Source organism: Nocardia sp. NPDC051832, from assembly GCF_040681285.1.
Classification (GTDB): domain Bacteria; phylum Actinomycetota; class Actinomycetes; order Mycobacteriales; family Mycobacteriaceae; genus Nocardia.
The window spans coordinates 128,972-141,322 of record NZ_JBFAYL010000008.1 but is presented as its reverse complement, the minus strand read 5'-3'; the positions used below and the strand labels follow the sequence as shown (position 1 = coordinate 141,322).

At 67.7% G+C, this 12,351-nt stretch carries 11 protein-coding genes and 1 pseudogene; 4 read left to right on the top strand and 8 right to left on the bottom strand.

Annotation, left to right across the window (positions count from 1 at the left end; all coding sequences use genetic code 11):
- Positions 1 to 20: 20 nt before the first annotated feature.
- A pseudogene (locus AB0M14_RS36105) lies at positions 21 to 1,577 on the top strand (succinic semialdehyde dehydrogenase); the annotation flags it as partial.
- 109 nt (positions 1,578 to 1,686) lie between these two features.
- On the opposite strand, the gene AB0M14_RS36100 reads toward AB0M14_RS36105, so the two are convergent.
- From AB0M14_RS36100 to AB0M14_RS36090, 3 genes are all read right to left on the bottom strand, one after another.
- Entirely contained in the window at positions 1,687 to 2,091 is a 405-nt protein-coding gene (locus AB0M14_RS36100) for a DUF779 domain-containing protein (protein ID WP_365004126.1), read from the bottom strand.
- Between the two features lie 20 nt (positions 2,092 to 2,111).
- Positions 2,112 to 3,629: an aldehyde dehydrogenase family protein gene (locus tag AB0M14_RS36095; protein ID WP_365004124.1), complete on the bottom strand. Its 1,518-nt coding sequence runs from the start codon at positions 3,627 to 3,629 to the stop codon at positions 2,112 to 2,114.
- A 274-nt stretch (positions 3,630 to 3,903) separates the two neighbouring features.
- Entirely contained in the window at positions 3,904 to 5,139 is a 1,236-nt protein-coding gene (locus tag AB0M14_RS36090) for a transcriptional regulator (RefSeq protein WP_365004121.1), read from the bottom strand.
- A gap of 313 nt (positions 5,140 to 5,452) precedes the next feature.
- Between AB0M14_RS36090 and AB0M14_RS36085 the strand changes: the two genes are divergently transcribed.
- Positions 5,453 to 6,061, top strand: a complete 609-nt coding sequence (locus AB0M14_RS36085; RefSeq protein ID WP_365004118.1) for an MspA family porin — start codon at positions 5,453 to 5,455, stop codon at positions 6,059 to 6,061.
- Positions 6,062 to 6,118: 57 nt separating this feature from the next.
- Here AB0M14_RS36085 and AB0M14_RS36080 read toward each other — a convergent pair whose 3' ends face one another.
- From AB0M14_RS36080 to AB0M14_RS36070, 3 genes are all read right to left on the bottom strand, one after another.
- Entirely contained in the window at positions 6,119 to 6,439 is a 321-nt protein-coding gene (locus AB0M14_RS36080) for a hypothetical protein (protein WP_365004115.1), read from the bottom strand.
- A gap of 45 nt (positions 6,440 to 6,484) precedes the next feature.
- A complete protein-coding gene (locus AB0M14_RS36075) occupies positions 6,485 to 6,799 on the bottom strand; it encodes a nuclear transport factor 2 family protein (RefSeq protein ID WP_365004112.1) in 315 nt (104 codons plus the stop codon).
- Positions 6,800 to 6,921: 122 nt separating this feature from the next.
- Positions 6,922 to 7,506 (bottom strand): methyltransferase domain-containing protein, encoded by a 585-nt coding sequence (locus AB0M14_RS36070; protein WP_365004110.1) that lies wholly within the window; start codon positions 7,504 to 7,506, stop codon positions 6,922 to 6,924.
- Between the two features lie 133 nt (positions 7,507 to 7,639).
- Here AB0M14_RS36070 and AB0M14_RS36065 point away from each other — a divergent pair, with 133 nt between their 5' ends.
- Both AB0M14_RS36065 and AB0M14_RS36060 read left to right on the top strand, forming a co-directional pair.
- Positions 7,640 to 8,503 (top strand): alpha/beta hydrolase, encoded by an 864-nt coding sequence (locus AB0M14_RS36065; protein ID WP_365004107.1) that lies wholly within the window; start codon positions 7,640 to 7,642, stop codon positions 8,501 to 8,503.
- 70 nt (positions 8,504 to 8,573) lie between these two features.
- Positions 8,574 to 10,859, top strand: a complete 2,286-nt coding sequence (locus tag AB0M14_RS36060; RefSeq protein WP_365004104.1) for an excinuclease ABC subunit UvrA — start codon at positions 8,574 to 8,576, stop codon at positions 10,857 to 10,859.
- Here the strand turns inward: AB0M14_RS36060 and AB0M14_RS36055 are convergent.
- Together AB0M14_RS36055 and AB0M14_RS36050 are read right to left on the bottom strand one after the other, a co-directional pair.
- Positions 10,856 to 11,428: a putative glycolipid-binding domain-containing protein gene (locus tag AB0M14_RS36055; RefSeq protein ID WP_365004102.1), complete on the bottom strand. Its 573-nt coding sequence runs from the start codon at positions 11,426 to 11,428 to the stop codon at positions 10,856 to 10,858. The genes AB0M14_RS36060 and AB0M14_RS36055 overlap by 4 nt on opposite strands.
- Before the next feature lie 50 nt (positions 11,429 to 11,478).
- Positions 11,479 to 12,312, bottom strand: a complete 834-nt coding sequence (locus AB0M14_RS36050; protein WP_365004099.1) for a class I SAM-dependent methyltransferase — start codon at positions 12,310 to 12,312, stop codon at positions 11,479 to 11,481.
- Positions 12,313 to 12,351 lie beyond the last annotated feature (39 nt).

Sequence of the window (12,351 nt, the reverse complement as noted above, 5' to 3'; positions counted from 1 at the left end):
AACTACAAAACGAGGAGGCGACGATGCCCGCGCCTGATGCCGGAGTCTTCGAGCGACTGAGCACGCTCGCGGCGATCGACGATCCCGCGGCCCGGTCCCGCAAAACGATCGCGGAGACCTTCACCGGCACCGTCCTGGGCAGCGTGCCCGTCGGCACCGCCGACGATGTCACCGCCGCGTTCGAGAAGGCCCGCAAGGCGCAGGTCCGCTGGGCCGCCGTCGCGCCCGCCGAACGCGCCGCCGTGCTCACCCGCTACCGCGACCTGGTCGTGGCCCAGCGCGAATACCTGATGGACATCGTGCAGGCCGAGACCGGCAAGGCGCGCTGGGCGGCCCAGGAAGAAGTGATGGGCCTGATGTTCGCGGCCCGCTACTTCGCCAAGACCGCGCCCAAGCTGCTCGCCCCGGAGTCGGTGCCGGGCGCGTTCCCGGTGCTGAACCGGGCCGCGGTGACTCCGCAGCCCAAGGGCGTCGTCGGCGTCATCGCGCCCTGGAACTACCCGATGCTGCTCTCGATCGGCGACTCCATCCCGGCGCTGCTCGCGGGCAACGCCGTGGTGGTCAAGCCGGACAGCCAGACCCCGTACTCGGCGCTGGCCAACGCCGAGCTGCTCTACCAGGCCGGCCTGCCCCGGGATCTGCTCGCCGTGGTCACCGGCCCGGGCACCGTGGTCGGCACCGCCATCGTCGACAACTGCGACTACCTGATGTTCACCGGCTCCTCGGGCACCGGCCGCGCCCTGGCTCAGCAGTGCGGCGCCCGCCTGATCGGGTTCTCCGCCGAACTCGGCGGCAAGAACCCGATGATCGTCACCAAGGGCGCGAACCTGGCCAAGGCCGCCAAGGCGGCGGTGCGCGCGTGCTTCTCCAACGCCGGCCAGCTGTGCATCTCCATCGAGCGGCTCTACGTCGAGGAGTCGGTGGCCGCGGAGTTCACCGAGAAGTTCGTCGCCGCCGTGCAGGCCGCGAAACTCGGTGCCGCCTATGACTATTCGGCCGATATCGGCAGTCTCATCTCCGAATCGCAGCTGGAGACGGTGACCAAGCACGTCGCCGACGCCACCGCCAAGGGCGCGGAGATCCTGGCCGGCGGCAAGGCCCGTCCGGATCTGGGCCCGCTGTTCTTCGAACCCACGGTCTTGTCCAAGGTGACCGACGAGATGACCTGCGGCCGTGAGGAAACCTTCGGCCCGCTGGTGTCGATCTACCCGGTGGCCGACGTCGAGGAGGCGATCCGGCTGGCCAATGACACCGAGTACGGCCTCAACGCCAGCGTGTGGGCGGCCAGCAAGTCCGACGGCGAGAAGATCGCGCGGCGGCTGCACGCGGGCACGGTGTGCGTCGACGAGGGCTACGCCCCGGCCTGGGGCACCACCGCCGCGCCGATGGGCGGCATGGGCATCTCCGGCGTCGGACGCCGGCACGGTCCCGACGGCCTGCTGAAGTTCACCGAACCGCAGACGGTCGTGGTCACCCGATTCCTGAATCTGGATGCGCCGCCGCTGGTTTCGCAGGACAAGTGGCAGCCGTTCCTGATGGCGGTGGCGCGGGTCATCCGCTTCCTGCCCGGCCGGTAGGAGACCCCCGCGGGCCGGCCGACTCGGTCTGCGGCGAGTCGGCCGGCGCGGCAGGTAATGCACCCGGCGGTGGGGTTGCCAAGGACCCCACCGCCCGGTCATCACCGGGTCAAGCGAGCCCGTCGGCTCCGGTACGCGGGGGCGGCAGGGCCGCCAGCGTGGACAGTTCGACATCGGTCAGCAACCGGGACCGGATGATGAACCGCACGCCCTCGGGCGCCTCCAGCGAGAAGCCGCCCCCGCGCCCCTCCACCACGTCGACCGTCAGATGGGTGTGCTTCCACAGCTGGTACTGGTCGCCGCTCATCCAGAATTCGGTGTGCCAGGCCAGATGGCCGAGTAGCACGTCCGCGGCGCCGACATGGAACTCGCGCGCGGGAAAGCACATCGGCGAGCTGCCGTCGCAGCAGCCCCCGGATTGGTGGAACAGCACCGGCCCGTGCTGTTCGATCAAGCGGCGCAACACCACTCGCGCCGCGTCGGACATACCGACCCTGTGAACTCTGCTGTGCATCTGTCGCATCCGGTTCTGCATCAGAAGAACCCGAGTTTGGAGGGGGAGTAGCTGACGAGCAGGTTCTTGGTCTGCTGATAGTGCTCGAGCATCATCTTGTGGTTCTCCCGTCCTATGCCGGACTTCTTGTATCCGCCGAAAGCCGCGTGTGCCGGATAGGCGTGGTAGCAGTTGGTCCACACTCGGCCCGCCTTGATCGCACGGCCCATCCGGTATGCGGTGTTCCCGTCCCGCGTCCACACGCCAGCGCCCAGCCCGTAGAGGGTGTCGTTGGCGATCCGGACCGCTTCCGCCGTGGTGTCGAAGCGGGTCACCGCCACCACCGGTCCGAAGATCTCCTCCTGGAAGATGCGCATCGAGTTCTTGCCCTCGAAGATGGTCGGCTGGATGTAGTAGCCACCGGGCAGGCCCTCGACTTTGCGTGCTTCCCCTCCGGTGAGCACGCGGGCGCCTTCCTGGCGGCCAATGTCGATGTAGGACAGGATCTTCTCGTACTGGTCGTTGCTGGCCTGGGCCCCGAGCATGGTGCTCTCGTCGAGCGGATTGCCGCCCGTGATGGCCTGGGTGCGGGCCACGCACCGTTCCAGGAATTCGTCGTAGATGGACGAGTGGACCAGCGCGCGCGACGGACAGGTGCACACCTCGCCCTGGTTCAGCGCGAACATCACGAAACCCTCGACCGCTTTGTCCAGAAAGTCGTCGTCGGCGGCCAGCACATCGGGCAGGAAGATATTGGGGCTCTTGCCGCCGAGCTCCAAGCTCACCGGGATGATGTTCTCGCTGGCGTATTGCAGGATCAGCCGGCCGGTGGTGGTCTCGCCGGTGAACGCCACCTTCGCTACCCGCGGGCTCGATGCCAGGGGTTTGCCTGCTTCCACGCCGAAGCCGTTGACGACATTGAGCACACCGGGCGGCAACAGATCGGCGATCAATTCCACCACGAGCAGAATCGACGCCGGGGTCTGTTCGGCGGGCTTGAGCACCACGCAGTTCCCGGCGGCCAGGGCGGGAGCCAGTTTCCAGGCCGCCATCAGGATCGGGAAGTTCCACGGGATGATCTGCCCGACCACGCCCAGCGGTTCGTGGAAGTGGTAGGCGATGGTGTCGGCGTCGATCTCCGCGACGCTGCCCTCCTGGGCGCGCAGCGCTCCGGCGAAATACCGGAAGTGATCCACCGCCAAAGGTAGGTCCGCGGCCAGCGTTTCGCGCACCGGCTTGCCGTTGTCCCAGCTTTCCGCGACCGCCAGCGGTTCCAGGCTGTTCTCGATCCGGTCGGCGATCTTGTTGAGGATGTTGGCGCGCTCGGTGGGCGAGGTCGCGGCCCAGCCGTCGGCCGCCTGGTGCGCGGCCTCGAGCGCCAGATCGATATCGGCGGCGGTGGAACGTGCCACCGCGCAGAAGATCTCGCCGTCCACCGGGGAAGGGTTGTCGAAATAGCGGCCCTCGATCGGAGGCGCCCAATCGCCTGCGATGAAATTGTCGTAGCGGGTGGCATATCCGACGATGGCGTTGTCGGACCCTGGCTTGGCGTAGATCATGGCGCTCGCTCGCTCCTCACGCGCTCAACATGGCGCGCCTCACTATTACGCGCAAAGGTTGGAGCGAGGTTGGTGCTGTGACATGGCGGCGCGGGCGCCGCGGGTTCGCGGCCCGGGAGCCTCGCGGCCGAGCAGCCGAGACTCGCGCGTGCGCGCATGCGCTTCGGCTACTCGGCCGCGAGACGGCCGCGAACCGGGTCGGTCGTAAGACTCCCTCCGCGGTGGCTGATTCAGGCCTCGGGAGGTGTGCGGCGTTGTGCGGGCGGCGGGGGCGTCAGTGCCGCATCGCGGTGTGCAGGCGGGCGCTGACGACGGCGCGGCGCACATCGTCGGGCGGGAGCAGACGCAGGGCGTGCTCGTGGATTTCGATGTCGTCGGGCGCGCGCTCGCCGAAGCCCACAGCGTGCTCTGGGCGGTCGCTGGACAGGACCGCGGTGCGAACTCCGACATCGAGGTAATCGCGCCACTCCAGCACGCCTGGGGTGTCGGAACCGGGCAGCAGCGGCCCGCGGTAGAGCCAGACCGCCGCGCTGGTGTCGCCGGACTGGATCGCGGCCAGCAGGTCCACCGCGTCGCAGGACAGCGGGCCGGTCAGGGTGTAGCGGCGGTTGGCGATTTCGCCGCCGGTGGCCCGGCGCAGATGGGAGACATCGGCTTTCAGGGTGCTGGTCGACACCGGGCGGTCGCCGTAGACGGCGGCGTGCAGCTGATCCGGGGTGTAGCCGTCGGGTTCCAGGGCGAGCAGGGCCAGGATCTCCAGCTGACGCGGCGGCAGCGGCACCGGGCGGCCGTCCCGGAGCAGGCGCGCGGTGCCCAGGCATTCCAGGCGCACGCCGGCCCGCGGACCGAGATCGGTGGCGCGCAAGATGGTTTCGGCCGCGGTGACCAGCGCCCGCACCGAGGACAGCACCGCCGGATGCGAGCGCTCCCAGCGGCTGGACAGATCGAGCACGCCGAGCTGGCGGCCGTCCGGGGCGTGGATCGGCGCGGAATAGCAGACCCAGCCGTGCAGCGCGGCCACCAGGTGCTCCGCGGAGAACACCGTGACCGGGCTGTCGCCGTGCAGGGCCAGCGACAAACCGTTGGTGCCCATATGGCTTTCGTCCCAGCAACCGCCGGGCGCGAAGTTCACCGATTCACCCTGCCGGCGGATCGTGCGGTCGCCGCACGTCCATACGATGGTGCCGGTGTTGTCGGTAACTGCCGCAACGTATCCGGCCTCTTTGCTGATGGTCTGCAACTGATCGGCGAGCGCCGTGATGGGGGTGCGCAGCGGGGATTCGGCCCAGCGGTCGGCGACGTCGTCGAGGCCCGGCGCGACGGTGCGCGCGGGGTCCACGGTATGCAGCGAACGCTTCCAGGACTGCGCTACCTCGTTGCGCAGCAACGGCGTCCGCGGGGTGAGCCGGGCAGCGCTCGGAGCGGACGTGGCCCACCTGGACCATTCCTTTTCCAGTTCTGCCCGCTGTTGGGTGAGTGTGCGGAACAGGGCCACCTCGTCAAACCTCATCGTCGTAAGGATCGAGCGCCGCTTATTCGTGCTCACATCATGGCGTATGCATGGCTGCCGCGCCTAGCTTTCCGGGCCCGGCCGACGGGCGCGGGCGCGATCCCCTACCCGCGTGAATCAGTAGTAAACGTCCGGCTATTCTTTGCCCGCCGCTTGCGACAGTTCGCGGGTCGCTCGCACCGGGTCAGTGTCAGCACAGTTCTACGTCAGCTCGATTCACCTCTCGCGCACAGTCGAACGCAAAAGGGAGCACATGATCAGCAGGCAGGGTAGGAACCGTCACGCGCTTGAAGCTTTCGGGATAGTCGCACTGGTGCTCGCGGGCTGGTGCGTGGCGCCCAGCGCGGCCGCTGAGACCTATCTGGCGCTACCGGAAGGGAAGATCACCCGCGATCTCGGCGACGGCACCGGCGTCACGGTCAGCCTCACCGGCGAATCCGTCAAACTCAACCCGGGATTGGTGGCGGGGCGGCGCAATCTGTGGGTGAGCGGGCGCGGCGGGGTCGAAGTGACCGGCGCGGACGCGGCGACCGCGGCGACCAAGATCTATCCCGGCTATGTCGTTGCCTGCCAAGCCGATATCGACGCGCTGTCCACGGTCGGCAACAGCGCGACGGCGCTGGCCGGAATGGCGCCGAACGACGCGCCGGAGCGCTCCCGGATGATCACCCTGGCCTCCGGGCGCACCATCGCGCGGTATCTGCTGGATATCCGCCCGCGCGAGGCGAGTTCGGTGCCGGGGCGGGTCTACCACCAGGTCCTGGGCCGGCAGGGCAGCGTCACCTGGACCGACGAACCGTTCAGCATCGACGGATGCAACGGCGGCACCGCGCGGGCGCGGTCCTTCGTGCGGGTCGACATCAGCACCGCGCACGCCGAATCGCGAGTCACGATGTGGGGCGAGCCGTTCAATATCGGCTGACAGCCGGCGGCGCCCGTCCAGGACGTGGACGGGCGCCGCGGCGGGTTTCCCCGAGTGCTACTTATTCATGAAAATGCCTGCCACGTCCGCGTTCTTGATCGGGGTCTCGGAATTGCGCTGAGCGCCGCACAGCAGGTCCACCGAGATCAGCGTCGCGTCCACCACGGTGCCGGACGGCTCGTTCTTCTCCCCGGTCTGCTGCTTGACGAACTTGGTGATCGTCACGCGCTTGGTGTCCTGGTCCTGGGTCACATACTCGTTGCAGGGGGTGTCGCCGCCGCGGTTGAGTGCCTTCTCGACATCGGTGCAGCCGCTGAGCAGCACCGCGCCCGCCGCAACCGCGCAGTGCACTAGGCCGAATCTAGCGCCTACGTTCATCTTTCCTCCTGGTGACCTGGGGCCGGACAGCCTTAGGAGCCTAGATCACGCCTGTCCGGTCTCGAAGCGGCTGATCTTTCCGTCGCGCACGACGAATCGCCAGTTGGTCCGCATCGAGCCCCAGCGCGAATTGGTGTAATCGGCGACCAATTCACGACCGTTGTCGGCGACGGATTCGACTTTCATCCGGCCGTTGCTGTCGAAGATTTCCCGGGAGGTCCATTGGCCGATATTGCGCGTCACTCCGTCGTCGGACATCGTCGCGTCCTCGGCCAGCAGGGCGAACAGTCGATCGTGGTCGTGCGCGTTGAGTGCGTCGACGAACTCTCCGACCACGGGATCCAGTTGCGGTGCGGTCATCTGATCACCCCTTCGAATCGGCGTGCGCGGGTATGAACAGCTAATAATCAGCACTCACTCTAGGGGCAGAACACCGTTAACCCTTCGCGACGCGGCGGAGCGTTTTTCAGATCAACCAGCCGCTAATTCGCGGGGCGAGTCCAGTGCAGCGAGTAGCGCCACAGGAGCCGGCGGCGAATACGCGCACCCGGTACGGCCGAGGCCGCGGCACGGCGAATTTCGGTGAGGGTGTCGGCCGGGTCGTGAACGATCATCGCGGGTGGTGCGCTGAGCCGCGGCGGCCACAGGTCGACGGCTTTCACCGCGGGCAACAGCAGCAGCCGGCTCCAATCGTCGCGCGGCGTCAGCCGCGACAGCCCCACGACGGCGAGCGTGCCGCCCGGCGCCACCAGCCGCCGCAGCGCGCACAGACCCTCGATCAACGGCACGTGATGCAAACTCGCAACCGCTGCCACGAAATCGAAAGTGCCTCGCACGGCCCGGAAATCGGCGCGTTCGTAGCGAATATTCGGCCGCTGTTCCGCCGTCTCGAGAATGGCCGCGTCCAGATCGACGCCGAGCACCGAATCGCAGCGGTCGCTCAATTTCCGCGCGAGCAGTCCGTCGCCACAGCCGACATCCAGCGCGGTCTTCGCGCCCGCGGGCACTCGCCCGAGTATCCAGGGGTGATAGTGCGTGTTGTGGTTCCAGTATGGATCGCGTCTCACGCCACGACCTTACGGGGGCGATGCCCAGGTCTGATCATGCGTGAACGCCGTGCGTTCGCGGGCCGGGAATGAGCACCGGGGGAGTGGGTACCGCGCGGAGAAAGTGATCACACGACGCGAGGGAGGAATTTCCATGAGTGCTGTCCGCCATTGCCGGGTGAGCGTGGACGGAATCGATACCTTCTATCGGGAGGCCGGGCCGCCGGACGCCCCGATCGTGCTGCTGCCGCACGGATACCCGTCCTCGTCCTTCGAATTCCGTGCGCTGCTGCCCGCCCTGGCCGATCGCTGGCGAACCGTCGCTCCCGATCTCCCGGGTTTCGGCTACAGCGCCGCCCCGGCCGGCTTCTCCTACACCTTCGACGGTTACTCCGAATTCCTGCGCCGCTTCACCGAGGTCCTCGACCTTCGCGAATACGTGATCTATCTGCACGACTACGGCTCCCAGTTCGGCCTGCGCCTGGCCATGGCGGCGCCCGAGCGCGTCCGCGGCCTCGTCATCCAGAACGGCGACATCTACGAAGACCAGCACGGCCCCAAATACGCCCCGCTGAAACAGTTCTGGAACAACCCGACCGACGAGGGCAAGGCCGCCCTGGCCGCCGCGGTCAGCGAATCCGGCTTCCGCGACGAATTCCTCGGCGAACTCCCCGAACACCTCGCCGCCCAGGTCAGCCCCGACCTGTGGACCCTGTCCTGGGCCGTCGCCGGCACCGGCGACCGCCGCTCCCATCTCGTCGACCTGCTGGCCGACCAGCGCCACACCGTCCCCTGGTTCCCCCGCCAACAGCAATACCTCCGCGACCACCACCCGCCCACCCTCATCGTCTGGGGCCGCCACGACGCCTACATGCCCGAAGGCGCCGCCCGCGCCTACCACCGCGACCACCCCGCCGCCGAACTCCACCTCCTCGACGGCGGCCACTGGCTCCTGGAAACCCACCTCACCGAGGTCGTGGCGCTGCTGCGAAAGTTCCTCTCGGACAACCATTCCTGATGGCTATTATTGTGATTTAGGTCACAGTGCCCGCAGCATTTTGTCGGTACTCCGTGGCATGGTTGTCGGCATGCCTTCTACCGATTCCGCCGTACCCGATGCTGCCGTCATCCGGATCCTCGGCGCTCGCGAACACAATCTGCGCAATGTGTCGCTGGAGATCCCCAAGAACAAGATCACTGTGTTTACCGGCGTCTCCGGGTCCGGGAAATCGTCGATCGTTTTCGACACCATTGCCGTGGAGTCGCAGCGGCAGCTGTATGCGACGTTTCCGGCGTTCATCCTGAACTTCCTGCCGCGGTATGAGCGGCCGCACGCGGAGGCGATCGAGGGGTTGAACGCGCCGGTGATCATCGATCAGCAGCCGGTGGGTGGTGGGCCGCGGTCGACGGTGGGCACGATGACCGATATCTATTCGATGGTGCGGGCGATGTTCGCGCGGTTCGGCGCGCCGTCGTCGGGGTTGGTCTACGACTATTCGTTCAATGTGCCGCAGGGCATGTGCCCGGACTGTGACGGGCTCGGATTCCGGGCGCAGGCGGATCCGGATCGGCTGGTGGATCGCGGCAAGTCGTTGAACGAGGGCGCGATCCTGTTGCCGGGATACGCACCGGGCAGCGGTGATTGGCAGCTCTACGGCAATTCCGGACGGTTCGATCTGGACAAGAAGCTGGCCGACTACACCGACGCCGAGTGGCAGGACTTCCTCTACGGCAGCGGCGGGCAGGTCGAGCTGACCTTCGCCAAGGGCTCGTGGAAGGCGAATTACGAAGGGCTGGCGGCGAAGTTCACCCGCACCCGATTGCAGCGCGACACCTCGACGCTGAGCGAGAAGACCCGCGAGCAGATCGCGAAGTTCCTCACCGAGGGCATCTGCACCACCTGCGACGGAGCCCGGCTCAGCCAGGCGGCGCTGGCGACGAAGATCAACGGCCGCAATATCGCCGCGTGGTCCGGAATGCAGATCACCGATCTGCTGGCCGTTCTGGACGAGATCACCGATCCGGGCGCCCTCGGCCTGGCCGACGCGATCCGCACCGCCCTGCAACGCGTCATCGATATCGGGCTGGGCTACCTGAGCCTGGACCGCGCGACGTCCACACTGTCCGGCGGCGAGGGCCAGCGCCTGAAGATGATCAAGCACCTGTCCTCGACGCTGATCGGCCTCACCTACATCTTCGACGAGCCGAGCGTCGGCCTGCACCCGCGCGACGTGGGCCGGCTCAACGATCTGCTGCGCGCGTTGCGGGACAAGGGCAATACCGTGCTCGTGGTCGAGCACGACCCCGATGTCATCCAGATCGCCGACCATATCGTCGATGTCGGCCCGCGCGCGGGCGTGCACGGCGGCGAGGTGGTGTTCCAGGGCAGTTTCGACGAGCTGCGCCAGGCCGACACCCCGACCGGCGCCGGACTGCGCCGCCCGTTCCGGGTCAAGGAGTCCTTCCGGAAGGCCGCCGGTGAGTTGCTGATCGAGCACGCGTCGGTGCACAACCTGAAGGACGTGACGGTCGCGATCCCGACCGGAATCCTCACCTCGATCACCGGCGTCGCCGGCTCGGGCAAGAGCTCGCTGATCCGGGACGTGTTCGTCCGCGAGCACCCCGAGGCGATCTTCGTCGACCAGTCCGCGATCGGCGCGTCCTCCCGCTCCACGCCCGCCACCTACCTCGGCCTGATGGACCCGATCCGGAAACTGTTCGCCAAAGCCAGCGGCCAGACCCCCGGCCTGTTCAGCTTCAACTCCGACGGGGCCTGCAAGCAGTGCGAGGGCCGCGGCGTGATCATCACCGAGATCGCCTACATGGACCCGGTCACCACGCACTGCGACGCCTGCGACGGCCGCCGCTTCTCCGACGAGGTGCTGGTGCACCAGCTGCGCGGCAAGTCCATCGCCGACGTGCTCGAACTCTCGGCCGAGGAAGCCCTCGAGTTCTTCACCGAGAAGGCACTGAATGCCAAGCTGCGCACCATGAACGAGGTCGGCCTGGACTACCTCAGCCTGGGCCAGGCCATGAGCACGCTGTCCGGCGGCGAACGCCAGCGCATCAAGCTCGCGACCCAGCTGGGCAACACCGGCTCGATCTACGTTCTGGACGAACCCACCACCGGCTTGCACATGTCCGACGTCGACACGCTGCTCGCCCTGATGGACAACCTCGTCGAACGCGGCAACACCGTCGTCGTCATCGAACACAACCTCGACGTCGTCGCCCACTCCGACTGGGTCATCGATCTGGGCCCGGACGGCGGCAAGGCCGGCGGTGAGATCGTCTGCACCGGAACGCCCGCCGACCTGCTGGCCCACCCGGTCTCCCTGACCGGCGAGTACCTCCGTAAGTACAAGGCCGCCTAGGAACCGATCCGCCGCCCGATCGAGGGATAGTTTTCGACGAGGCCGTCCGCGCCGAAAACTATCTCCTCGGTGAAACGTTCGCTGGAGTAGCTGACCACCTCCGGCCGGACATGGCGATAGGTCTGCCGGGACGGGATCACCACGAGCGCCGGGACCGAGACCCAGGCCATGAGGTGCTCGCCCGCGCCGTGCCGCAGGAACCCGCCGCGCAGCACCGGCATGGTGTTGGTGAGCGGCGACAGGCCGAGGTCGCAGTCGAGGGCTCCGGTGACCGCGGCCGCGTCGCCGCCGGGTGGGGGGAGATCGACCTGACCCTTGGCTTCGGCGTTGATCGTCCACCGGCCGGCGGGGTTGTTGATCAGCTCCAGCGAGCGCGACCAGCCGGCGCCGTAGGTTCTGACGAACAACCGCTCGGTGACCCAGCGATCACCCGTGGTGAGCTCGTACTCGAGTTGGTAGGGCAGCGGATCGCCGCCGATCGCCGTCCCTGTCGCCCTGAGCCGGCCCTGGCCGAGCTCGACCTCGGCCAGTTCGGCGCCTTCCGGTTTCACCCATACGATGGCAGTCACCTCATCGACGCTAGCTCGGATGCGGTGCGTCAGCGCGGGATTCGCCCGAGTCAGGCGTGTGCGCTGAGCATCCAGCAGGCCGCGGTGTAGCGGACTCGGTCGCCGTGCACGAAGGGTTCGAAGGCGGGCCGCACGGCCGCGACGACGCGGGCGCGGGTCTGCTCGTCCACACTGGGCAGCAGCATGCCGACCGGCCCGAGGGTGGAGAAGTACCAGGTCAGAACATCTTCCGGCATGCTGCATTCGACGTCGATCGGGTCGACGGCGACCTCGCTCCAGCCGCTCTCGCGCAGGATGCGCGCGGTACGGGCTGGGTCCGCGAGGCCGAATTGCCCGGGGGCGTCCGGGATCCGGGCGGGCAGGTCCGGCAGCAGGGTGGCGGCGGCGCGTTCGGCGACGGTCATGAAGGGGTTCTCCTCGGGACCGCGCCAGACGATACAGCGCAGTTCGCCGGCCCCGGCGGCGGCCCGGCGCAGGTTGCCGAAGGCCCGCACCGGGTCCTCGAAGAACATGACGCCGAAGCGCGACACGATCAGGTCGAAGTCCGGTTCGAAGGACTGGGTCTGGGCGTCGGCCCGCAGGAAGGTCACGTCCGCCGCCTGCTGGGCGGCGCGGGCGTGCGCGGCGGCGATCATCGGTTCCGAAATATCCAGGCCGACAACCTGACTCGACCCGAGTGCCGCGGCAAGGGCGACCGTGGTGCCGCCGGTGCCGCAGCCGACGTCGAGCACTCGTCGCGCCGACAGTTTGCGGGCCGCGTCGACCAGGATGTCCTCGAGCGGCCGTAACACCTCATCGACCACCTGCTGGGCCTCGACCCAGGCGTTGCCCGACCGTCCGTTCCAGCGTGTCCGCTGGTCTTCATTCCGCTGTGTGGCTTCCATGCCTAAACTGTGTCAATTCAAGTCGACTTGAGGTCAACC

Coding starts and splice junctions, on each gene's coding strand:
- AB0M14_RS36100 (WP_365004126.1), bottom strand. CDS start 2,091: ATGCACAGCAGAGTTCACAGGGTCGGTATGTCCGACGCGGCGCGAGTG.
- AB0M14_RS36095 (WP_365004124.1), bottom strand. CDS start 3,629: ATGATCTACGCCAAGCCAGGGTCCGACAACGCCATCGTCGGATATGCC.
- AB0M14_RS36090 (WP_365004121.1), bottom strand. CDS start 5,139: ATGAGGTTTGACGAGGTGGCCCTGTTCCGCACACTCACCCAACAGCGG.
- AB0M14_RS36080 (WP_365004115.1), bottom strand. CDS start 6,439: ATGAACGTAGGCGCTAGATTCGGCCTAGTGCACTGCGCGGTTGCGGCG.
- AB0M14_RS36060 (WP_365004104.1), top strand. CDS start 8,574: ATGCCTTCTACCGATTCCGCCGTACCCGATGCTGCCGTCATCCGGATC.
- AB0M14_RS36075 (WP_365004112.1), bottom strand. CDS start 6,799: ATGACCGCACCGCAACTGGATCCCGTGGTCGGAGAGTTCGTCGACGCA.
- AB0M14_RS36050 (WP_365004099.1), bottom strand. CDS start 12,312: ATGGAAGCCACACAGCGGAATGAAGACCAGCGGACACGCTGGAACGGA.
- AB0M14_RS36065 (WP_365004107.1), top strand. CDS start 7,640: ATGAGTGCTGTCCGCCATTGCCGGGTGAGCGTGGACGGAATCGATACC.